Raw genomic sequence first — 23,384 nt, forward strand, 5'->3', positions numbered from 1 at the left:
GCTTACATTCAATATTATTACTTTTGCACACTTAAAATTTAGAAAATATGAACGCATATATATTTCCCGGACAAGGGGCTCAGTTTGTAGGTATGGGGTTGGATCTTTACGAAAAATATCCAATTGCCAAAGAGATGTTCGAAAAGGCCAATGATATTCTTGGCTTTAAGATTACCGATATTATGTTCAATGGCACCAAAGAGGGCTTAAAGGAAACCAAGGTAACCCAGCCCGCTATATTTTTACACTCCGTAATATTGGGCAAGGTAATGGGCGATAGCTTTAGGCCAGATATGGTCGCAGGCCATTCTTTAGGTGAATTTTCTGCTTTGGTCGCCAACGGCACCTTGAATTTTGAAGATGGTCTTAAGTTGGTTTCAAAGAGAGCCTTGGCCATGCAAAAGGCCTGTGAAATACAATCGAGCACCATGGCCGCCGTATTGGGCTTGGACGATGCCGTGGTAGAAAAAATATGTGAAGAGACCGAAGGTATCGTGGTAGCCGCAAATTATAATTGTCCCGGGCAATTGGTTATTTCGGGAGAGGTGGAAGCGATAAACACCGCTTGTGAGAAATTAAAGGAAGCAGGTGCCAGAAGAGCTTTGGTACTGCCCGTTGGTGGTGCTTTCCATTCACCGTTAATGGAACCTGCCCGTGAAGAGTTGGCTTCCGCTATTGAGAATACGGTATTTGCAGAACCTAGTTGTCCCGTTTATCAAAATGTGACTACGACACCTGTGAAGGATTCTACCGAGATAAAGAAAAATTTGATGCTGCAATTGACGGCTCCCGTAAAATGGACACAAAGTGTTAAGAACATGGTGGCCGACGGAGCTACCATATTTACCGAAATAGGGCCTGGAAAGGTATTACAGGGCTTGGTCAGGAAAATAGATTCTAGTGTTGAAACACAACAGCCTACATTATAATGTAGGTATTTTCGGCACAACCGGTATTTTATCAGGAAAATATTCTTTTTAATCTGTTAATTAAGAGATTAGGAATATTTTTTTAGTATTATTGACCCCCATTTATCCATGGTGCCTTTAGTGTGCGTAGAACACCGCTAGAGTGCTTTTAAAGGGAATGCTATGAAGTTGAAAAATTATCCTGTATTGCTTAGTGGTTTGCAAAAAAGCAACGTAAAAAAATCGCTATCGGTTTTTGTGTTTTTGTTTTTTGCGGTTACACTGTTCGGTGTTTATGGTCAGACCGTTTCCATTTCGGCATCCCAACCCAATGCCGATGAAAATGGCCCTGTTGATGGCGAATATACTATAGCGGTCACAGGAGGAGGTGGGGTTACTGGTACAATTGATGTTTTCTTAGCTGTTAGTGGTGGAAGTGCGGATTCAGGTGATGATTTTACGCCGTTACCAACTATTGTTACCGTTGGTTTGTTTTTGGGTGATGGTACAGCAGCCGTACCGCTTGAGGTTATCGATGATAATTTTGTAGAAACTACGGAAAATGTAGAATGGTCTATCGTTAATAATGTAGGTTATACAGTTGTACCGGGCAGTGGTACTGCAGTCGTTACCATCGCCGATAATGATGTCGCTGGGGTAAATGTAAGTGCCATAAGCGGTAATACTACCGAAGCAGGTGGTACGGCCACGTTTAATGTATCCCTTACCAGCCAACCTACCGCAGCTGTTACGATGGTACTTTCTAGTAGTGATCCTAATGAAGGTACCGTTCCAGGGTCTGTGACCATACCTGTAGCAAGTTGGAATATAGGGGTACCGGTTACCGTAACGGGGGCAAACGACAATATTATTGATGGAAATCAAACTTATAATATCGTAACAGGAAATGTAACTTCTGGCGATCCTAATTACAATGCTTTGAACGGTGGGGCAGTGGCCAATGTTACGGGCATAATCAACGAAGATGATGATGTCGCCGGGGTAAATGTAAGTGCCATAAGCGGTAATACCACCGAAGATGGTGGTGCGGCCACATTTAATGTATCGCTTACCAGCCAACCTACCGCAGCTGTCACGATAGCCCTTTCTAGCAGTGATACAAGTGAAGGTACCGTTCCGCCGAATGTAACCATACCTGTCGCCAATTGGAATACGGGAGTGGACGTTACCGTAACCGGTGCGGATGATGCTATAGCCGATGGTGATCAAACATATAATATTATAACAGGAAATGTAACTTCATCAGATCCCAATTACAATGCTTTGAACGGTGGGGCGGTTGCTAATGTGGTGGGCATAATAAATGAAGATAATGAGTTTACGGCAACCATTACGGCTAGTGACGGGGCTGCGGCAGAGACCGCCGCAGGTAATAACAACGGAATCTTTACTGTTAGTCTAGATGAGGTAAATACCACGGGTGGCGGTGTGGTCGTAGATTATGACATTACAGGTACGGCAGATAATGGGGTAGATTATACGACCATTGGTACTAGTGTCACTATACCCAACAACCAACAGAGCGCTACTATTACCATTGCACCTATAGATGATGTAATCCAAGAAGAAACAGAGACCGTAATAGTTACTTTGAACGCAGGTACGAACTATGGTCTGGGAGCACCTGCAACAAGGTCGGCGACCGTAAATATTACAGATAATGACCAAGCAAGTTTAAGTGTTGCGGATCAAGCGGTCAATGAAAATGTTGCTTCAGGGAATATGCAGTTCGATGTTGTATTGGATATTGCCGTGGACGGCGGTACTTCGGTAGGCTATTCCTTTTCTGATGATACTGCCACCGGTGGAGGGGTAGATTATACCGCTACTAACGGAACCCTTAATTTTAATGGTACCGCCAATGAGGTGCAAACCATTACGGTAGGTATTGTAAATGACCAAATTTTAGAAGATACCGAAACCTTTACAGTGCAATTGGCAACACCTTCAAATAATGTGAATCTGACCAATGGGGGCACGGCCAAGGGTACTATAAACGATGATGACAATTGTGTAGCGGCTCCTATTTTAAATACAGATATAGAGACTGTTTTTTGTGGCGCCCCAGGTGATCCTATTTTCGCAAATAGTTCTGTAACCAGTCTAAACGATTATACCGATTCTACGCCACCCGCCGGAACAACATTGATGTGGAGTAGGGATTCCGACCCGTTAAATGAAGGTTCTTATTTAGAGCCTGCGGAGCTGTCAGATCCGGGAAATACAGGGTCTTATTTTGGATTTTTCTTGGATGATAATGGTACACCGGACGATTATTCAGATGACTGTGCCAGTAGTGTAATAGAAGTGGAGTTGGTGTTGAATATAACTCCCGATAATCCCGAAGCGGAAGACGTTGAGCGTTGTGGTCCGGGAACGGTACTTTTGTCCGCTACCAGTACAAGCCCTACGGCTACGATCAATTGGTATGCTTCAGAAGATGCCGATACGCCATTAGGGTCGGGTAGTAATTTTACGACCCCTAGTCTAAATGCTACTACTTCTTTTTATGTGGAAGCTGTGGAGAACGATTGCCCTTCCGAAAGGGTCGAGGTGGTTGCGAATATAGCTTTTCAGCCTTCGGCCGGTACCGCGACCGATATTTCTTTATGTAGCACGGCATTAGATGCCGGTTCTGCCATTTTAGATTTGGACGACAGGTTAACAGGGCAAGATGAAGGGGTGTGGACCATTAAGACAGATCCTTCCAATTCTATTGAAATAAATGATGAAAATGAAGTCGATTTCTCGGGGCTACAAGATGGCAACTATGTATTTACCTATACCACGGTAGGGGCCGAAGCATCTTGTGTAAACGAATCTGTAGATGTGACGGTTTTATTGAATACCAGTGAGACCGATGATGATAACGATGGTCTTACCGGTTGTGAGGAAGCCACAATAGGTACGGATCCAAATGAAGCCGATAGCGATGGTGATGGTATTGACGATGGTGATGAGGTTGGGGATGATGTTACTGACCCGTTGGATGAGGATGGTGACGGAATTATAGATGCCTTGGATTCTAATACTTTAGATTCTGATGGAGACGGGGTGAACGATCAACAAGACCCTGCCAATTTAAATTCGTGTATTCCCGATAATTCCAGTCCCGATTGCCCTGTGGATCTAGCGATTACAAAAGATGCTGATTTGTTTGATGCCACACCTGGTGATACGGTAGTGTTTACCGTTACGGTCAGTAATTTAACCGATAAGGTGACCGACGAAGCTACGATCGGTGAGCTTTTAGAAACAGGTTTTGCATATATATCACATACGGAGTCTTTGGGTACGTATGATAATGAAACAGGTATATGGACCATTGAGGACCTACCGGCGTTAGGGGAGGCGACCTTGGAAATTACCGTAGAGGTACTGGATGATGGGGTGTATACCAACACCGCAGAATTGTTGAGCTCCACGCCGTTGGATGAAAATCCGGATAATGATACTGCCACGGTAACCATAGAAACCGAAGTGCCAGAGGGTATTGATATTGCCATAATCAAAAAAGCAAGTTCTGAGGCTCCGCTTGTGGGTGAAACGATAACGTTTACCATAACGGCCGTCAACAACTCACAAGATGATTATGTATTGTCGAACATAGTTATCGCAGATTCTATTCCCAACGGGGTAAATGCCGGTTTTGTATACCAAAGCCATGAGGCTAGCGTAGGTGCCTATGACCCCAATACCGGATTGTGGACCATAGAGTCTTTAGCGACAGGTGAAGCTAATGCCGCTACCTTAAAAATAACGGTGCAGGTGCCTGTAGAAGGGGAGTTTACGAATACGGCAAGCTTAGTGCGCTCCTCACCTAGAGATAACACTAATTTAGATGATAACGAAGATTCTGTTACGGTAACCGTAAGTGCCCCAACAAAGGCAGATCCTGGCTTTTTGTACAATCAGTTTTCGCCGAATGGAGATGGTACGAACGATGTGCTTAGGATAAACATGACCAATTTTGATTTGGATGAAACAGTATCTGTAAGCTATAATATTAAAATATTCGATAGGTATGGCAATAAGGTATTTGAAGCTAAAAAAGTAAACGATCCTAATATTTGGGACGGTACCTATGAAGGAAAAGAGGCGCCTAGGGGAACGTATTTCTACTTACTTAACTACAGTGTCAACGGAGGAGAGCCAATATTGGATAAAGGATGGATTCAGTTGATTAGATAAAACAGGTATGAGTTACAAAATATTCAAATTGAAAACATATATAGGCCTTTCTTTTATGATGTTGGCTACTGTTTATTTTAGCGTTGTTTACGGCCAAAAAGAACCGCAGTATACCCAATATATGTATAATATAGGAAGTTTTAATCCTGGTTATGTGGGGTCTGTAGAGACGCCGGAGATCATAGGGTTGTATAGGGCACAGTGGATAGATATTCCCGGAGCACCAAGAACGATCCGTTTTGGTGCGAATTTGCCCTTTAAGAACGAAAAGATGGGTATGGGCCTTAACGTCGTCAACGACCAATTGGGGCCTTCGTCACAGACCTATGTGGATGTATCGTATTCATACCAAATAAATATTTCAGATGAGACCCTGTTATCTTTTGGGATGGACGCTGGAGGTTCTTTTTTAAACGTCGATTTTTCTAAAGGTACTTTTGAAAATCCTGGAGAGCCGCTTAATGAAGAGATGATCAACAAGTTTTATCCAACAATAGGGGCAGGATTGTTCTTATATAGCGATAATTGGTACTTTGGAACATCGATTCCCAATTTTTTGACAGAAGGTATTTATAATGACGATGTTGCCTCTATAGTCGAGGATAAATTGCAGTTTAATTTTATAGGGGGCTATGTGTTCGAACTCTCCGATAAGCTTAAATTTAAACCTGCGTTTTTAATAAATTCATTGAAAGGGGCTCCGGTTAATATCAATGTTTCCACAAATTTTTTAATTTCAGATGTGTTTACGGCAGGTGTTTCTTACCGAGTGGATAATGCATTTAGCGGTCTGGCAGGTTTTCAGGTTTCGAACAGCACGTTTATAGGTTATTCTTACGATTATAATACCAATATATTGGGAGAATATAATAATGGCTCCCATGAGATAATATTGAAGTTTTTCTTAGGAAAGGGTAGTGGTAAAAGCTCCAAGGATTCGAAAGACAAAAATGCAAAGGGAAAACCAAAACAAATTGATACACCAAGATTTTTCTAAAGCGGACATGTATGAAATTTAAAGTATTCGTCTTATTTCTTCTAATGGTACCATCGCTGATGCTGTCTCAGGATAAAAAATCCAAGGGCGATATTTATTTCTATGGGTATCAATACGAGAAGGCCATAGAACAATATAGAAAAGAGATGGCGAAAGGTCCGTTGACCAATCGTCAGCTTTTAAACCTGGCCGATTCTTATTTTAAAGTAGGTAGCTACAGCGATGCTTCCGAACTTTATATGGAAGTAAATAAGAACGACACCATAATGTCTGTTCATCAGTTTAATAAACTGTTGCAAAGTCTATCCAAAAGTATGAAAGAAGAAAGGGTAGAGAGCTTTTTGCGCTCCAAGTCATCTTTGTTGTCAAAAGAACTTATGGAGAATGCTGAGTTTAACTATAAACTTTTAAAAGAACATGGTGCTTCTGGTACTACCATAGTAAAAAATCTTTCAGTGAACACCCCACAGGCCGATTTTTCTCCGGCATTTTATAAAAACAAAATTCTTTTTAGTAGTAGTAGACCGCTAAAATCAAAAGAATTATACGAGCCATCCGGGGAATCGTATTTAGATATTTTTGAAGCTACGGTAGATAAAAACGGAAACCTTTCAAATGCAACGGTTTTTAGTAAGATTCCAGATTCGAAATTTCATAAATCTACACCATTCTATTCGAGCAAGTTAAACAGGTTCTTTTATATTTTATCGAATACGGAAGAAGGTAATCTGGCATTTGACGATAATGGTAAAAATGCATTGGCCGTGGGAATGTTGTATGATTCGGGCCAGTTTAGGTTTCTCTTAAAAGATTTAAGTACCTCTTTTTACTATCCCTTTTTTGATGAGAATACCGATAGGTTATATTTTTCCGCAAATTTTGATGATAGTTATGGCGGTACCGATCTGTACTATGTTATGACCAATAACGGGCAAATTATGTCCGCACCAATAAATTTAGGGCCAAGGATCAATTCTCCCGGAAATGAAATAGCTCCATATATATTCAACAATAGTCTTTACTTTTCTTCCGATGTTTTTTATGGTCTTGGTGGTATGGATGTTTACAAATCCAATATACTAGGTAACAACAGCTATAGTATACCTGTAAATATTGGGGAAGGAATAAATTCTGAAGATGATGATTTCGGTTTTATCATTAAAGAAAATGAAGGGAATGAATACATTGGTTTTTTCGCATCTAACAGAAGTGGGGGAAAAGGGGGCGATGATCTATACAGTTTTAAAATGAACAAACTTCCGGGTCTAAAAACCTTTATTTTAAAAGGAAGTGTTGTTAACTTGTCTTCAAAGACTAGTATTTCTAAAGCACAGGTTTTATTATTGAATGCTAAGGGAGAAGTTTTAAAAGAGGTGTACGCATCGGAAGATGGGTCTTTTTCGGCAGAGATACCTTGGGAAGAACAAATAACGGTCAAGGCGACAAAAGAGTCCTTTTCCATTTTTTCAAAGACCTATTCGGAAAAGGAAATGGAAGAGGTTCAAAAATCTACCTACGATATAGGGTTGGTGCTATTAGACGATCTGGTAGAGGAGGTAGAAGGCAAGCGTGTGCTAAAATTGAGAAAATTCTATTTTGATAAAAACAAAAGCGAGGTAACCGAATCTGTTGCTTCTGAATTGAAAAAAGTAATAGAGGCCGTTGCCAGTTTTCCAGATCTTAGGCTTAGAATAGAAACACATACCAACAGTAAAGGTAGCAGTGCATATAACAAAAAGCTATCGCAGCAAAGATCCGACGCCATTAAAAGTTACCTTCTTAAGAACGGCTTGTCTTCAGAAAATATATTGGAAGCTGTTGGCTATGGAGAAGAAAAGATAATAAACAATTGTACCAACGGTGTTTATTGTCTAGACTTTTTGCATAAGCAGAACGAGCGTACTTTAATAGAGGTCGTAAATAGGTGAAATTCTATCTGGTAAGAATGCATTTGTGGCAATCTTTTGTTTTACCGTAATAGGTTTCCCTATACTTATGTAAGGTTTTAATAGGTAGGCCCAACACTGTTTTCCTGATATAGGTGACATTGGTATAGAGAATCCCCATTTTTTTGGCATACCTTTTTTCTTTTTTGGTTTTTCTTTCAACAGTAATCAATTTCATAGAACCCTTTTTTGTTTGTGCAAAGATTTATAACACAGAAACCAATCACAAATTGAAACTGTTAAGTATAATATAAAGTCCTTTTTTTTGTGTTTTTATTTAAAAATAACGATCCAGAAATAGTAGATAGAAAACAGGGATAAAAAAATAATGCCTAAATAAGTAAGTATCTGTAGGTTGGTTTTAGGTCTATAGGATGGAGGAATATCCTCGCTCATTACATTCTTTAAATTCATGTATCCTATAATCGGTGCAACTACAAAAGAGACAAAGGTCGCAAGGGCTACCAAATCTCCCATATTGGCAGAAAATAATGCAATTACCAAATAGTTAATGACCGCGAGTAGCAGAACTATGACCGCAAAATTAAATTTTGTCTGTCTTGTGGTGTTCGATGGAAATAATAGGTCAATGATGTCTAGACTCACTCGGCTTATGGCGTCATGGGCCGTCATACAGGTGCTGAACATGGTGGCAAAGGCAGAAACGGCAATAAAAACATAGGCCCAAGAACCAATGTGAGTGGTAAATAGGGTTACTACCTGATCGGCAAAACTAACGGCATTGTTACTGAGTTCCGTATTGGTGCCGTAGAGGGTAAACAGGCCAATAAGCATAAAAAAAATGGCCAACAGGCCGGTTATGAAATAACCGATCTTAAATTCTTGTAACGACTCTTTTAAGGTAGGTTTCTTTTTCGTTTTCCATTTTTCTATACTCCATAGGCTTACCCAACTAGAAGCTTCTACGGTCGTAGGCATCCAACCCATAAGGCCAATTAAAAAAAGGATGCCTACTTCGTTAAAAACGGAAGGTGCTTCAAAATTGTCTACCGGAGCTGTAGGACCTTGAAGCAATACCAATGCGGTGGTGACCAATAAGGCGATGAATAGAATACTGACCACAAATTTTAGGCTAATTTCCAAAAACCTATATTTTCCCACGATCAGTAACATACTGATCAAGACAAAAAGCCAAAGAGTAATCGTGCTAATGGATGTTCCCGTTATATTGAACAGGTTAATAAAAAGACCTGCGGTGACGGTATAGAGGGCCGCCAATATGGTAAAGGTCGAAAATAGGGTTATAAATGCGTAAAACCATAGATAGCCCTTTCCCCTATTTAAATAACCTTCAATAAGCGTTTTGTTCGTAACACTGGTATACCTGACCCCAAATTCAAAAAAAGGATATTTAAGTATGTTCGCCAGTACAATGGGTATGATCATGAGCCAACCGTATTGGGCGCCGGCCTTGGTAGAAAGTACTAGATGTGATGTGCCTATGGCCATACTGGCAAAAAGTAATCCAGGGCCCAGATTTTTGAACAATATTTTTAGTTTGGTCATGGTCGGTGGTCATAAAGACTTCATTGACACTAAAATAATCATTCAATTTTAATTTTGTCACCTATAAATTTCGGGCGTGTTTTAAGTATCAGGTCGATAAAAACTTTGACCCTGGCAAAATATTCCCTGAATTGCACCTTTAAGCCCGATTCCAATGATATGTCCTCTGCATTAAAACCAATTGCTTTAAGGTCGTTTTTGTAGGCAAGGTATATGGCCCGTTCGTTATGGAATTTTTGGGATATCACCGTTAGTTCGTTCAGGCCGAACACCTCTTTTGCCCTTACCATAGAATCTAAAGTTCTAAAGCCCGCATAATCTAGAAAGATCTTTTCAGAAGGTATGCCTTGATCTACAAGGTCGTTTTTGATAGTGGTGGGCTCGTTGTAGTAAATGCTGCCATTATCGCCACTTACCAGAATATAGTCTATTTTACCAGCTTTGTACAGGGCAACGGTGGCCGTAATTCTATTGGCATAATAAGGGTTGGAAGCCCCTCCCTTTATTTTTTTTGCCGTGCCCAAAATCAACCCCACTTTGTTCTTCGGTACCTCTTGTACAGAACTATATGTTTTTCCTTCACCAAAAGAATTTATTATATAGTTGCATAGTATCAAAGCCAATAAAGGAAAGCTTAGTGCTACGATCGTAAATTTTAATATTTTACTTTTCATTGTAGAGAGCTGGTCCTTTAGGTTTCTAACGATATATAATTTGTGTCATATGGGTAAGGATATGACAGTCGGGTTACGGAAGAATCTAACCACATCACCTGCTGAAAACACTTCTTCTGTCTCCTTTCAAAAATAGTCAATCTTTTTTATTGGTCTTTGTTTTATCGCTAGAACTGGGCGTGAATTTTAAGGTGCGATGTATGGTATTGATATACTGCAAATTAGAATGTGTAAGGTGAATCGTGTAATAGGTCGTTGGTCATGTAAGTGAAAATAAAGGCACTTAATTTGCGGACAAAACAAAAAGGAAAGCCTAATGCCTTCCTTTTTGTTTAGATCGTTTTTTATGATAATTGGGAAATTTAACGGCTATATATACCGCCCAAAAATAAAAATAGATTTATGGGTTGTTATATATCTTATCCAATAGCTCGTAACGGGCATCGTTTTGTGCCTCTATCAGCTTGCTTTGGGTGTCTATGACCATTACAGGTGGAGTTTTGTCCTTAGAACTGGCGGGATCCCATGTCGGTAGGCCTTCACCATTAGGGTTTCCTGTTTTTATAAAATTGGCAAAATAGGTCATCATGTCTTTTGATACTTTGTAGTCATCGGTGGTCCAAGCATAATCTTTTACCAAATGAAGGTTGCCCATACAATATTCGATCTCACAAGCATGTGGGGCTCCGATGGGTTCTGGCATTTTTGGTGCTTCGGAACCCTTTTCTATGGTGCCTCCGGCAAGACCCGAAGCTAAGGAGTTATCTACTAGGGGAGGCCTGAGTTTACTGTATAGATAGCGATAAACAGGTTGGTCGCTATTTTTTCTGTGTAGATCAAACCATTTCCAGGTACTATACGATATAAAGCGATCGGAAGCTAGATCGGTAGCGGATCTTTCAATTTCTTTTGTAGACCCATAAGGGTATAGCTTTAAAATTTTATCGTGGTATTGAGGAAATGCTTCTTTTACCTTTTCAACGTAGTTTTCTTTGGTATAGGGACCTTGGGTAAAGGCCATGCCCGGAATTTCGGCCGAGTTCCAACCTAGTAACAGGGGAACCATGGCCTGTTCTTTGTTCTCGAAAATTTCTGGAAGATTTTTCGGTAAAAAGTAACCGTCTAAAACGGCAGGGAAACCAAATCTTTTAGATTCGTTATATATTTCGTATACATCCCTTGTGCTTAATTTTCTTAGTTCGGCCAACGATGTATATCCTGCCTTTTTGGCAAATTCCAATCCTATACTTTCCGCTTCTTTTAAGCTAACCGCGGCCATAGTTGGGTTAATGGCAGCGCCACTTTCACCTATTGCCCCTGAAATTAAATCTTTCGATAAAGGAGATGCCATCTGTTGGCTTACTCCTATGGATCCGGCGGACTCGCCCGCAATGGTTACCTTTTTTGGGTCGCCACCGAAGGCCGTTATATTTTCGTTTACCCATTTAAGGGCGGCATTTTGGTCTAACAAGCCATAATTGCCGGAAGCTTTGTACGGGGCTTCGGCACTTAATTCAGGATGCGCAAAAAAACCAAAGATATTAAGGCGATAGTTTGCGGTTACAACAACAATACCTTCTTTGGCCATGCTTTCGCCATCATAGCGGGGCTCCGATGCATCACCTGCAACATTGCCGCCACCATAAAAATATACGAGAACGGGTAGGTCTTTGGTGTTTCTTTTTGCCGGAGTCCAAACATTAAGATAAAGGCAATCTTCACTGACCCCGTTGGATCTAGATTTCATGTCCCCAAAGACTATGGTTTGCATAGGTCTAGGACCAAAGGCCTTTGTTTCTTTAATGCCATCCCAATTGGCAACAGGTTGGGGAGCTTTCCAACGTAGTTCACCGACTGGAGGTTGTGCAAATGGAATACCAAAGTACTTTTGAATACCGGTATGTGTATCATAATTACCCTCTATGGTTCCATTTTTGATGGTTACCTGTACGGGGAAAGAGTTCGTTTCTTGGGCATGACCGTTATATTGTGATAATATCAATAGGGAAAGTATAATTTTTAATATTTTCATTTTATGTATTATTGTCTCAATTTGTGACAATAATACAATATTTTTTTGAATTTTGACAATATGATAAATGTTGCAGGTTAAAAAAGTGTAATCTTAAAAAATTTACAGTTTTGGGTGTAGAAATGAAAAACATGTTATGAGGAGTATCGGGTCGCTTTTGTAAAAGCGATTCCCTTGTTGTCCGGAAGTTTATTATTGGGTCAGGTGTTTTGGTAAATCTTCGACACGTTCGCAACAAAGTTGGTCCATAACCTGTTTAAACTGGGTCTTTAGCATGCTGATGGTATGATCGCCTCCCTTGTTTCCCAGAGCTCCTACACCATACATGAAAGATCTGCCCATAAAAGTGAATTTTGCGCCACTGGCCATGGTTCTTGCTATGTCTGGACCCGAACGCAACCCGCTATCGATCATAATTTCTATTTGGTCGCCATACTTTTGTGCTATATTTTGAAGTGTGGCAATAGTGGATTGTGCAGCATCCAACTGTCTGCCTCCATGGTTGGATAGGATAATGCCGTCGAAACCCATTTTTATGGCATCTTGTGTGTCTTTTTCAGAGGCGACTCCCTTCAGTACCAATTTGCCTTTCCATTTATCCCTTATCGGTTTTATTTTCTCTTCGTTCAACCTACCGGAAAAAGTCCTGTCCATAAAAGCACCCAGTTGCTTTAGGTTCAATCCTTCTGGGGTGTAGGGCTTTAGGTTTTCAAATGTGGGTTGGCCATATTTAAGGGTGTTGTACGCCCAGGTTGGTTTTCCTAAAATTTGTAAAATGTTGGACATTGTCATTTTTGGGGGCAAGGCCAATCCGTTTTTAAAATCTCTTGGTCTAAACCCGAATGTGGGAACATCGCAAAGTAAAACCAGTACAGGGCATTCAGCTGCATCGGCTCTTTCTATGATATTATCGCGAATACTATCGTCCGCAGGATTGTATAGTTGAAACCATGCATTGCCTTTCGTTAGTTCGCAGGCCTTTTCGATATTCATAGTGGTGACCGTGCTAAGAATAAAGGGGATATTGTGTTTATGGGACGCTTTTGCAAGAATAGCGGGAGAATTGGGCCACATTAGTCCTTGCAATCCTACTGGGGCAATGCCGAACGGTGCATCGAATTCCATACCCAAAATTTTTGTCTTGGTCGTACTGGTGCCGTAATTCTGAAGGTACCGGGGCTCTAGCTGTACCTTTCTAATGTCTTCCGTATTTCTGGTAAGGCTTACATCTTCATTACATCCGCCATCGAGGTATTCAAATGCAAATCGTGGCATTCTTGATTTGGCCTTTTTTCTTAGGTCTTCTACAGAAGGGTAATTCGTGTTAAATTGTTGCATTGAAAGGAAATGTTTGGTAACAAAAGGTACATATTTTTTTTGCAAAAAAACCTTGGTTTTTGACTGGTTTGTTGTGGCTACTATCGCGCATAGGTAAAATATGGCAAACCACGATTGTTCAAAAGAAGAACGATCACCTTGCCTACATACCTAACTGGCTTTTATGATCAATGAGATGGGGGTATTCTCATTATTGGTCACTTCCCTTAGATCTATTATGTGTAGACCTGCTACGTTAATTACTTTTGTCCAATCCTCAAATGTACGGGCGTACCAATCATGGCCATCCGTAAAATTTCCGGGGAGGCCTTTCCATGAATCCGATATTGATCTACTTTGATAATTTCCTCCGTTGGCTATTAAAAAATAGGGGTGAAGTGTCTGTATTATAATTGTACCATTGGACGTTAGAAGTTCTTTTACCTTCTTTAGCAGTGTTTCAAGTCCTTTTTCTTGGTACAGGCTAAAGTTGAAAATGGCCGTATCAAACGGTGCAAGTGGGTGGGCCTTTCCATTTACGATTTCATCATAGGTTATATTGTAATATTCTTCACTACCTTTTTTTCGGGCATTTTTCAATAATGCTTCCGTGGCGTCGAAACCAACGGCATGTTTGCCCATATTCGAAATGCTTCGTGTTAGCCAACCTTCTCCACAACCTATATCCAAAATTTTTTCGCCACTATCTTTTTCTATTGCTTTGATGATGGCTTTATTCGTAAAGACTCTTGAAGGTATTTTGTCATTATCGATAATTTTGATCCATTCTTCTGCGTTTTTGTTCCATGAATCTAAAATGGGTTTGTCCATAGGGCTATTGATTACTTTTGATATACAATTAAAAAAGGCCTGTCAATAAATATAACAAGCCTTTTTTTTAGTTTAAAATCACTTACGCTTTTTTATATGCTAGGGTCATCGGGAGTGTTAGGGTTACTATTTCTCTCCGTATCGGGATAGGGATAAAAATTCCTGTTCCTCTCCTCGTCGTAATTCATAGAGGCGCCGCTTGGCTCCGGTCTTCCAAATCTTCTACTGTCCTCTAAACTTAGGCCAGAAAGAAAAAGTTCCGCCCTTCTGTTCTTGTACGTTTCCAGAAGCAATGCTTCTACGGTACTGGCTCCACTATAAGCGGCTGAATTGGCGTTGATGCCGAATACATCGTCCGTATCTGTCAAGACATCGTTTAAAGCGTTTGTGGCCGCTGTTATATCCGGACTGCTTTTTCTAAGATTGGCTTCGGCCAAGATCAAATTCATTTCGTCGGGAATGTATAATGGAATAGAGCCTGTATTAACATCAAAGAATCCGGCAAGATCTTCGATCGGCAATCCGTTCTGGTTGGTCTCGTCAAGAGGAACCAGGTAAAATGCGAATCTACCGTCGGTAGGGTCAAAAACAAACTCGGAAGGAAGGCCAAAATTATCCCTTGGCTTAAAATTGGGGGCATTGTTTAAAAAGACCCTGTTCCATATTGGGTTTAAGTTCTGTAGGTCGTATGCAAAAATAGAGGTCGAGGTTGCATCAACAGCGTTTGCAGCAGTAATGGCGGCCTCATAGTTGCCCGCAAATAGGTTATATCTTGCCAAGTATGCATTAACCGTATTGTTGAGGTCTATATTGCCCAAAGTAACCGCAGTGGTAAATTCAGATGATATAGGTGTGGCCTCTATAGTACTTTTTGCTTCGTTCAATAAAGAAATAGCCGTTTCATAACCTTGGATACGAGAAACAAATTCGGCCATGTTATCATTATTGGTCTCAACTACTATTTGTTCAAAATTCTGGGCCAAACTTCCAATGGCCATAGCCTTAAAAAGCTTTGCATGTGCAATAAGACCAGCTTGGGTACCTGCTTCCAAATCTATATTCAATGCATTGGTCTCAATATCCTCTGCTATTTTAATTACCCGTAACATAGTGGACCATAGCCCTTGTACATTTGAGTTGAAGTTAGGTAGGGCGGTGCCTCCATCCTCTAGCTCTATCATGTTTTGGTAGGTAGTGGTAATTGCACCTTCTCTTGTTGTAATGGCAGGTGTTTCAACGACCCATCTAATACCTGTGGTAGAGTAGAGTTGTTGTAGACCTACGGCAGAGGCCAAAATACCTTCTCTAGTAGAGAATGTTTCTTCGGCCGTTGCCGCATTCGGATTGTCAAAATCAGTTTCGCAAGAAGCCAATAGTAGAATTGACATAAGCGCGAAAATCGTTTTATTTAATTTATATGTTTTCATCATGTTCTTTTTTAGAAGTTGACATTAATACCAAGTTGATAGGTGCGTGGAATCGGAACACCCGCGAAATCGAATCCTCTTACACCGTTACTTTGACCTGCTGTGTTAATCTCAGGGTCCCAACCGCTATAATCGTCCCAAGAAATCAGGTTTCTACCAATTAGACTAAATTTTATGTTGTCAACACCGTTAAAAGGAGTCTTTAGGTTATACGATAGTGCCAACTCCCTTAGTTTAACGAAAGACCCGTCTTCTACGAATTCTTCGAAGATATTGGCTTGGGCCCCACCATATCCTTTAGGTTGGTTGCCCAAAAGTTCTTGACCTACATTATATCCGCCTCCAAAGATCACATTGTCCATAAGTCTACGGTTCCAGTTAAAGACATCAAATCCTTGTACTGCATCAAATTGAATTCTAAGGGCAAAATCCTTATAGGTGAATTCATTGATAAGAGAACCGAACCAGTCTGGGTTAGGGTCACCGATTACTTTTGATGAAGTGCCATCTTCGTTTGTGCCGGCATATGGGTAACCATCGGCATCCAGTGCAATGCTGCCATCCGCTTCCCTGGCATAGAACTGACGGTAGAAAACACCTAGTGGTTCTCCTTCTATTACATAATTTGTAGAGAAGCTACCGGCCAAGGCAAATTGTCCACCTCCGGCAACATCGGTTACCACATTGTCATTTTTAGAGAATGTAGCAGTCGCTTCCCAAGTAAAATCGTTTGATTTGATAGGGCTACCTTTAAGTAGTATTTCCAAACCTTTGTTTTCAAGGTTACCAACATTTTCTATTCTAGAGGAAAATCCTGAAGAAGGAGCTAGTTCTCTTGGAAGTAAAAGATCGGAAACTTTTTGTTTGTAGTAGGTAAACTCAAGGCCCAATCTGTTGTTTAAGAATCCGGCATCGAACCCAAATTCAAACTCGTCCTGTCTCTCGGGTGCTATGTCCAAATCTCCTTGTTGCGTGTCAGGTATTAGGCTTGTAGATCCGTTTATGGCGGAAGGGCTTAACAAGGTATAGCGTTGAAAAGCGGATAAGGCGGTAAGGTTACCGGCCTGTCCCCAAGAAGCTCTTACTTTAAATGTTGGAAAAGCGTCTCCAAACGTATCTTCCCAAAAATCCTCTTCGGATATTACATAAGAAGCACTTGCCTTTGCATAAAGCTGGTTTCTTTGATCTTCCCCAAAAGTAGAGGCTCCATCTACACGAATGGCCCCGTTTACATATAGTTTGTTCTTATAGCTAAAGGATTGTTGCAAGAAAGAACCCCAGTATGAAATCTGTGACCTACTCTCGCCTTGGGCAAGAATACTGCCACTTTCGGCTGTTTCTACAATTGGTGGCAAACCGTCGGCACTAATACCTACTCTATCGAACTCTTCGTATTGCCATGATCCACCTAAGGTGGTCGTAGATGAAATATCTTCGTTTAAATCAGTTCTGTAGGTAAGGTTAAGGTCGCTGTTATATTGAAAATTATTGATATCCGACCTTCTGGCAAATCCGTTTGCATTGGTAGAAGTATTGTTGATAGGGATAAAGGCCGTGGCCGATTGGTTAAAGTAATCTACCCCTAAGGTGTAATTGGCGCTCAGGTGCTCGGTAATTTTGGCATCTAAGCCTATGTTCGAAATAATACGATTTATTTTTTGTCCGAAATCAAATCTGTTTACCGCTTCTAACGGATTGGTTCTTGGAACTAAAAGAGAGGTAACAGGATAAACACCAGATTCGTTAGGTGAGGGGTCTATAGAGTTGTCGCTGAAGACAAAACCTGTGATGGCACCATATGCAGAGTTGATACCACCATTGGGTACGTCGTTACTTTGACTGCGAACATAGTTTAAACCGGCATTGATGGTAAGCCAATCTGTTGCTTTTTGTGTAATATTCACTTTAAAACCTAGCCTTTGAAAATCAGAATTTTTTATAATTCCTTCATTATCAAGATGAGATGCGGATAAAAAATAAGATGTTTTATCGTTACCTCCGTTTACAGATAGGTAATTCTCTATACCAAAACCTGTTTCGAAGAAGGTGTCTTGTAGATTATAACGTGTTGCCGGTACCGTATTCAAATTGGTACGGTCAAAAGGATCTTCCCACGCCAATGGTACGGTATTATAATCGATTTCCTTTCTTAGTTCGTTTACTTTTATGTTGGTAGAAAAACTGAATCTGGGTTCACCTGATTTACCTTTTTTTGTAAATATCTGAACAACACCGTTACTGGCCCTTGAACCATAAATGGCCGCAGCTGCAGCTCCTTTTATTATTTCAATTCTTTCTACATCGTTGGGGTTAAGGTCCGCCAGACGGTTTTGGGCATTACCACCAAGGTCGATCAGCTCGTTACTGGAGTTGCTGAAAATAATACCGTCAACAATATACAATGGATCAGAGCTACCTAAAACAGTACTGGGACCTCTAAGTCTAATGCTTATTCCGCCTGCAGGATCACCAGAGTTCTGTTGTACCAAAGCACCTGTAGTCTTACCTGAGATGGCCTGGTCTACCGCAGTAGCTCCGTTGTTTACCAAGTCTTCGGCACTTACAGAAGATATGGCGTTACCCAAGGTTCTTTTGTTTACACCTACAGTGTTACCTGTTACGATAACCTCGTCAAGACTTAAAAGATCCTCGCTCATCGATACATCGGTAACAATAACAGTGCTTGATCCTAAGTTAATTGGTGTTTGCTTGGTAGAGTATCCTAAATAACTTGTGGTAAGTAGGTACTCTCCTTCTTGTAAATTGACGGTGAGTACATAATTACCGTCAAAATCTGTAACCGCACCAAAAGAGGTGCCTTTCAAGAATACCGATGCGCCAGGTATGGGCTGGTCGTTGTTGGCATCCGTAACGGTTCCCTTCAGGGAATACTCCGTTGTTTGTCCAAAGGAGAAAGCGCTATAAAGCATGAGTAGCATAAGCGCTAGTCTAGAGGCGATTTGCTCTAGTTTTAATCTGCATTTTTTCATAGAGTATAGAGTTAGTTAAATAAACGGGATGTCTTTTTCAGTGTTTTCCAAAAGAGACATTAATAGTGAATAAAAATACTAAAAAAAATATATCTTGCAGTTTTATGCAGTTTTAATTTGCAAAATATCGAAATTTTAAAAGAAATATGACTTTGTTTTTTAATTTGGTCATACTTTTGTTAAAATTCTGAGAATAAAATTATAGGTAGTGTTAAAGGCAGAAAGACATCGGGTTATTTTAAATGAGGTGGCGATTCACAACAGAATATTACTGACCGATATTTCCGAGGTCTTAAATGTTTCGGTAGATACGGTTAGGCGTGATGTGACTCAGTTAGATGCCGAGAAAAAACTACAAAAAGTCCATGGAGGGGCTGTAGCCCTTGGTTATGTCAACAATACGGGCGAACATGATAAGGTGTACGCTCTTAATGAAAAGGGACAGATCGCGAAGAAGGCCTTGGGGCTTCTTGAAAATGGAAATGTTATTATTATACATGGGGGAACTACCTGTTTGGAATTGGCAAGAATGATACCCTCCAACATAAGTCTCACCTGTTTTACGTTAAGTTTGCCCGTAGCGGTTGAGCTTTGTAAAAAACCAAAGTTAGAAGTGATAATGATAGGGGGCACAATGGCTAAGGAGTCACAGATAGCTTCCGGTGGTAGTGCAATTCACGATTTAATGAATATTAAGGTAGACTACAGTTTTATCGGTACCGGGTACGTTGATGTAAATTTTGGACTTACGGAGTTCGACTACGAAAGTGTGCAGGTGAAAAGGGCCGTGGTAAATGCTTCCAAAACACCCGTGCTACTGACAATATCGGAAAAATTAAATTCTAGAAATCGTTATAAGACCTGTGAGCTGAGCGATATTGATGTAATGATTACCGAGCTAGACCCCTCAGATGAAAAATTAAGGGAGTTTAAAGATTCTGGAATAAAAATCTATTGATCTACTCTCGTTACCTATCCGTGGTGTTTATATAACCGCCTCCTTCTTTTTTAAGGGTTTGTACTTTGGTTTAATTACCTAAAAATACCTGTAGTTTCTCTTTTGTAAAAGAGGGAAGTGTAGTGCATTTTTGTTATATGTACTATTATTGTCTCATATTGTTACAATAATACTTTGTTTTCTTCTTGTTTTGTCAGTTCTTTGATAAAACAAAAATTTTAAAACGTAAAAATTGAAGAGTAAGCTTAAAAAGGGTGATTATATTCAAAATATCTCATATGATTCGGTCATATTTGGGTTTAACGGGGCGCAGCTCAAAATTTTGGTTTTAGAATATCACAATACTGGATTGTATGCACTTCCAGGTGGTTTTATCAGAATGGACGAAGATTTGGACGAGGCGGTCAAGAACGGCGTCTCTAAAAGAACCGGGTTAGAGGACATTTACTTAGAACAGTACCACACTTTTGGAAGCTTGTCTCGTTCCGATTCGGCTGCAATGAAAAGAATTATCATGGAGAGTGGTTCTGATCTGATGGATTGTGAGTGGATGTTCGGTAGGTTTATATCTGTTGGGTATTATGCTCTTATAAATTATGAGGAGGTATCGCCAAAGCCCGACGAACTATCGGATAGCATTAATTGGTATCCTATAGATGAGTTGCCTACGCTTATGATGGATCATGAGGAAATGGTGACCAAAGCGCTTCAGGTGCTAAGGGCAAACTTTGAAAACAAATTGATAGGAATGAATCTTTTGCCAGCAAAGTTCACAATGAAACAATTGCAACAAGTACATGAGGCCATTCTAGGGGAAAAATTAAGACGAACTACGTTTCAAAGAAAAATGCTTTCCAAGGATATTCTGGTAAGACATGAAAAACTTTTTCAGGGCAAAGCCCATAAGGCTCCTTATTTATACAGTTTTAAATAGACAAAACAATTAATACTTAATTCTTTAACAATGAAAAAAACAACTCAAAAATCAATATTTCAAATAGCTTTTGTAGGCCTTCTTCTTATATGTGCCACTTCTATATATGCGCAAGATAAATTTGGAGGTCTGGCCTTGTATACCGTCCGTGACGATATGGGTACGAATGCGAAAGCAACATTACAGGCGGTTGCCGATGCAGGTTATAAGAACATTGAAGCGGCCGGATATGAAGATGGTAAGTTTTATGGTATGAGTCCGAAAGAATTCAAATCTATGGTAAAATCTATGGGGTTGAAACCTGTTAGTACACACCAGGGAACCGTTACCATGGAGAATGCCGATAAGATGATGGCAGATGTTAAGGCGGCAGGTTTCAAGTACTTTGTTATTCCTGTTCCTCCAATGGGTATGTTCGAGTTTAATATGGAGGAGAGAACGATGAATATGAAGGGCAGTGCGGCCGAATTGGCAGAAATTTTAGATGTCTTAGGGGAAAAAGCTCATAAAGCAGGGTTAAAATTATTATATCACAACCATAATTTTGAATTTGAAAAGAATGCGCAAGGTATTGTGACCATCGATTATTTGTTGGAGAACTGTAATCCTAAGTATGTCAATTTTCAAATGGACCTTTATTGGGTGACAAAGGCCGGTGCAGATCCCGTGGCCTATTTTGAGAAATACCCTGGTAGATTTAAGATTTGGCATGTAAAGGATATGGACGAACAAGGTAGGTTTGCTCCCGTTGGTAATGGAAGTATTGATTTCAAACGCATTTTGGATAACAAAAAATTATCCGGAATGAAATATTACATGGTCGAACAAGATATGACCTTCGACGGGTTAAAGCCATTGGAAGCTATAAAAATCAGTCATGACGGATTAAAAAAGTTCGGCTTTCATTAATAGGTCGAGCTAGGTATATACCTAGCCATGTTGTGTTTGAATATACACATGGTGTTTTGGTCGATTTAAATATTTATATATAATCAAACTAATTAGTAAGCCGATGAAAAATAGATTTTCAAAAATTTGTTTGATCATTAGCCTTGTTACGGTGTTGCCGGTTTGTTCGCAAGAAATACAAACGGGAAGCGATGTCGCGGTTACCGATACCGAATCGGGCAAGGTGCGTGGTTACATAGAGAATGGGGTGTACATTTATAAAGGTATTCCCTATGCAAAGGCAAAACGATTTGAGGCAGCTGTAAAACCAGATGCTTGGCAGGGTGTTCGCAGTTCTACAATGTATGGCCCAGTGGCACCTTTGTTGACCCCGACCACATCTGTACAAGATGAGATCGAGTTCGTTTTTGATCACGATTGGGGGTATACCAATGAGGACTGTTTAAACTTGAATGTATGGACTCCCAGTATATCCGACAATAAGAAGAGACCTGTGATGGTTTGGATTCATGGTGGTGGTTTTACGGCAGGATCCAGTCACGAACTGCCTTCCTATGATGGTCTCAATATTAGTAAAAAAGGTGACGTAGTAGTGGTGTCCATTAACCATCGTCTTAATGTCTTGGGCTTTTTGGACTTATCCGCTTATGGAGAAAAGTACCGTCATGCGGCCAATAATAGTATTTTGGATATCGTAATGGCATTAGATTGGGTAAAAAAGAATATTTCCAATTTTGGGGGCGATCCCAATAATGTGACCATTTTTGGACAATCGGGAGGAGGTGCCAAAGTGAATACCTTGATGGCGATGCCAAAGGCAAAAGGTTTGTTCCATAAGGCAATTAATCAGAGTGGCTCTTTTAGGACTGCTATACTAGAGAAGGAGGATACGCAAGCTATAGCTTCCGAGACTTTGTCAATATTGGGTTTAGATGCCTCTTCGGTAGATAGTATTCAGAAAATACCATTTGAGATGTTGGTGGATGCAAGTTCAAGGGCATTAAAAATAGTTGAGAAGAAAATGAGGGAACAAGGCAAACCGGTCATTGGTTTTGGTCTTGATTGGGGGCCAAGTAGAGATGGCGAAGATCTGCCGTATCAGGTAAGCTCAAACGAGGCTTTGGCTCTTTCTAAGCATATACCTTTGTTGATAGGGACTACAAAGAATGAATTTACCCCTTTTACCAATATGAAATTTGCCAATGCTTCGGAAGCGGAGGTAATGGCCCATATTAAAAATCGGTATAAAGAAAAAGCCGATGATTATGTAAAAGCTGTAAAAAAAGCCTATCCAAACGATACGGATCCAAAAGACTTGTTGTATGTGGATACCATGTTCAGGCCAGGTGCTGTAGAGCAGGCAAATGCCAAATCTAGCTTAAAGGACGGGGCAGATGTTTTTATGTATCTGTTTACATGGCAATCTCCTGTTTTTGATGGTAAATACAAGGCGGTACATTGTATGGAATTGCCCTTTGTTTTTGATAATGTCGATTTGGCCAATCATATGACAGGGGGTGGGGTAGAGGCTCACTCGCTTGCCGAAAAAATGAGTTCGGCCTGGATAAATTTTGCCAAGACAGGAAATCCGAACACCGAGGGTTTGCCAGAATGGCCAAGTTATAATCAAAGTAACACGGCTACTATGCATTTTGATGTAAAATGTGAGGTAAAGCCGCAGTTGGATAAAGAATTGTTTGAAATAGTAATTGGAAATTAAAA

16 protein-coding genes are annotated in these 23,384 nt (G+C 40.3%); 8 read left to right on the top strand and 8 right to left on the bottom strand.

All coding sequences use genetic code 11. The features are described from left to right. Positions 1-47: 47 nt before the first annotated feature. The 4 genes from fabD to J8L85_RS06270 all read left to right on the top strand — a co-directional run bounded on the left by fabD (position 48) and on the right by J8L85_RS06270 (position 8,045). Positions 48-929: an ACP S-malonyltransferase gene (fabD, locus tag J8L85_RS06255; protein ID WP_211015613.1), complete on the top strand. Its 882-nt coding sequence runs from the start codon at positions 48-50 to the stop codon at positions 927-929. A 162-nt stretch (positions 930-1,091) separates the two neighbouring features. Further along, positions 1,092-5,120: a Calx-beta domain-containing protein gene (locus tag J8L85_RS06260; protein ID WP_211015615.1), complete on the top strand. Its 4,029-nt coding sequence runs from the start codon at positions 1,092-1,094 to the stop codon at positions 5,118-5,120. A 28-nt stretch (positions 5,121-5,148) separates the two neighbouring features. After that, the gene (locus tag J8L85_RS06265) at positions 5,149-6,117 is read left to right on the top strand and encodes a type IX secretion system membrane protein PorP/SprF (protein ID WP_348771731.1); all 969 of its coding nucleotides are present in this window, start codon (positions 5,149-5,151) and stop codon (positions 6,115-6,117) included. Between the two features lie 11 nt (positions 6,118-6,128). Beyond that, entirely contained in the window at positions 6,129-8,045 is a 1,917-nt protein-coding gene (locus J8L85_RS06270) for an OmpA family protein (RefSeq protein ID WP_211015619.1), read from the top strand. A gap of 4 nt (positions 8,046-8,049) precedes the next feature. Here J8L85_RS06270 and J8L85_RS06275 read toward each other — a convergent pair whose 3' ends face one another. The 8 genes from J8L85_RS06275 to J8L85_RS06310 form a co-directional block, all read right to left on the bottom strand. Beyond that, entirely contained in the window at positions 8,050-8,241 is a 192-nt protein-coding gene (locus tag J8L85_RS06275; RefSeq protein WP_211015621.1) for a hypothetical protein, read from the bottom strand. A 95-nt stretch (positions 8,242-8,336) separates the two neighbouring features. Next, positions 8,337-9,590 carry a divalent metal cation transporter gene (locus J8L85_RS06280; RefSeq protein WP_211015624.1) on the bottom strand — a complete coding sequence of 418 codons (1,254 nt, stop codon included), beginning with the start codon at positions 9,588-9,590 and terminating at the stop codon, positions 8,337-8,339. A gap of 38 nt (positions 9,591-9,628) precedes the next feature. Next, positions 9,629-10,264: an ElyC/SanA/YdcF family protein gene (locus J8L85_RS06285; RefSeq protein ID WP_211015626.1), complete on the bottom strand. Its 636-nt coding sequence runs from the start codon at positions 10,262-10,264 to the stop codon at positions 9,629-9,631. A 400-nt stretch (positions 10,265-10,664) separates the two neighbouring features. Further along, positions 10,665-12,296 carry a carboxylesterase family protein gene (locus J8L85_RS06290; RefSeq protein WP_211015628.1) on the bottom strand — a complete coding sequence of 544 codons (1,632 nt, stop codon included), beginning with the start codon at positions 12,294-12,296 and terminating at the stop codon, positions 10,665-10,667. A 192-nt stretch (positions 12,297-12,488) separates the two neighbouring features. Then, complete coding sequence (locus J8L85_RS06295; RefSeq protein ID WP_211015630.1) at positions 12,489-13,634, bottom strand: alpha-hydroxy acid oxidase; 1,146 nt, start codon at positions 13,632-13,634, stop codon at positions 12,489-12,491. Between the two features lie 150 nt (positions 13,635-13,784). Then, positions 13,785-14,444: a class I SAM-dependent methyltransferase gene (locus J8L85_RS06300; RefSeq protein ID WP_211015633.1), complete on the bottom strand. Its 660-nt coding sequence runs from the start codon at positions 14,442-14,444 to the stop codon at positions 13,785-13,787. A gap of 92 nt (positions 14,445-14,536) precedes the next feature. Beyond that, positions 14,537-15,832, bottom strand: coding sequence for a RagB/SusD family nutrient uptake outer membrane protein (locus tag J8L85_RS06305; protein ID WP_211015635.1), 1,296 nt, complete (start codon positions 15,830-15,832; stop codon positions 14,537-14,539). A 50-nt stretch (positions 15,833-15,882) separates the two neighbouring features. Beyond that, positions 15,883-18,861, bottom strand: a complete 2,979-nt coding sequence (locus tag J8L85_RS06310; protein ID WP_211015637.1) for a SusC/RagA family TonB-linked outer membrane protein — start codon at positions 18,859-18,861, stop codon at positions 15,883-15,885. Positions 18,862-19,069: 208 nt separating this feature from the next. Between J8L85_RS06310 and J8L85_RS06315 the strand changes: the two genes are divergently transcribed. The 4 genes from J8L85_RS06315 to J8L85_RS06330 all read left to right on the top strand — a co-directional run bounded on the left by J8L85_RS06315 (position 19,070) and on the right by J8L85_RS06330 (position 23,382). Further along, positions 19,070-19,819: a DeoR/GlpR family DNA-binding transcription regulator gene (locus J8L85_RS06315; protein ID WP_211015639.1), complete on the top strand. Its 750-nt coding sequence runs from the start codon at positions 19,070-19,072 to the stop codon at positions 19,817-19,819. Between the two features lie 232 nt (positions 19,820-20,051). After that, positions 20,052-20,753: an NUDIX hydrolase gene (locus J8L85_RS06320; protein ID WP_211015641.1), complete on the top strand. Its 702-nt coding sequence runs from the start codon at positions 20,052-20,054 to the stop codon at positions 20,751-20,753. 30 nt (positions 20,754-20,783) lie between these two features. Continuing rightward, positions 20,784-21,662, top strand: coding sequence for a sugar phosphate isomerase/epimerase (locus J8L85_RS06325; protein ID WP_211015643.1), 879 nt, complete (start codon positions 20,784-20,786; stop codon positions 21,660-21,662). A 103-nt stretch (positions 21,663-21,765) separates the two neighbouring features. Beyond that, positions 21,766-23,382 carry a carboxylesterase/lipase family protein gene (locus J8L85_RS06330; RefSeq protein WP_211015645.1) on the top strand — a complete coding sequence of 539 codons (1,617 nt, stop codon included), beginning with the start codon at positions 21,766-21,768 and terminating at the stop codon, positions 23,380-23,382. Positions 23,383-23,384: the final 2 nt, after the last annotated feature.

Source organism: Maribacter sp. MMG018, from assembly GCF_018100785.1.
Lineage (GTDB): Bacteria > Bacteroidota > Bacteroidia > Flavobacteriales > Flavobacteriaceae > Maribacter.

Coding starts and splice junctions, on each gene's coding strand:
- fabD (WP_211015613.1), top strand. CDS start 48: ATGAACGCATATATATTTCCCGGACAAGGGGCTCAGTTTGTAGGTATG.
- J8L85_RS06260 (WP_211015615.1), top strand. CDS start 1,092: ATGAAGTTGAAAAATTATCCTGTATTGCTTAGTGGTTTGCAAAAAAGC.
- J8L85_RS06270 (WP_211015619.1), top strand. CDS start 6,129: ATGAAATTTAAAGTATTCGTCTTATTTCTTCTAATGGTACCATCGCTG.
- J8L85_RS06275 (WP_211015621.1), bottom strand. CDS start 8,241: ATGAAATTGATTACTGTTGAAAGAAAAACCAAAAAAGAAAAAAGGTAT.
- J8L85_RS06280 (WP_211015624.1), bottom strand. CDS start 9,590: ATGACCAAACTAAAAATATTGTTCAAAAATCTGGGCCCTGGATTACTT.
- J8L85_RS06285 (WP_211015626.1), bottom strand. CDS start 10,264: ATGAAAAGTAAAATATTAAAATTTACGATCGTAGCACTAAGCTTTCCT.
- J8L85_RS06290 (WP_211015628.1), bottom strand. CDS start 12,296: ATGAAAATATTAAAAATTATACTTTCCCTATTGATATTATCACAATAT.
- J8L85_RS06295 (WP_211015630.1), bottom strand. CDS start 13,634: ATGCAACAATTTAACACGAATTACCCTTCTGTAGAAGACCTAAGAAAA.
- J8L85_RS06300 (WP_211015633.1), bottom strand. CDS start 14,444: ATGGACAAACCCATTTTAGATTCATGGAACAAAAACGCAGAAGAATGG.
- J8L85_RS06305 (WP_211015635.1), bottom strand. CDS start 15,832: ATGTCAATTCTACTATTGGCTTCTTGCGAAACTGATTTTGACAATCCG.
- J8L85_RS06310 (WP_211015637.1), bottom strand. CDS start 18,861: ATGAAAAAATGCAGATTAAAACTAGAGCAAATCGCCTCTAGACTAGCG.
- J8L85_RS06325 (WP_211015643.1), top strand. CDS start 20,784: ATGAAAAAAACAACTCAAAAATCAATATTTCAAATAGCTTTTGTAGGC.
- J8L85_RS06330 (WP_211015645.1), top strand. CDS start 21,766: ATGAAAAATAGATTTTCAAAAATTTGTTTGATCATTAGCCTTGTTACG.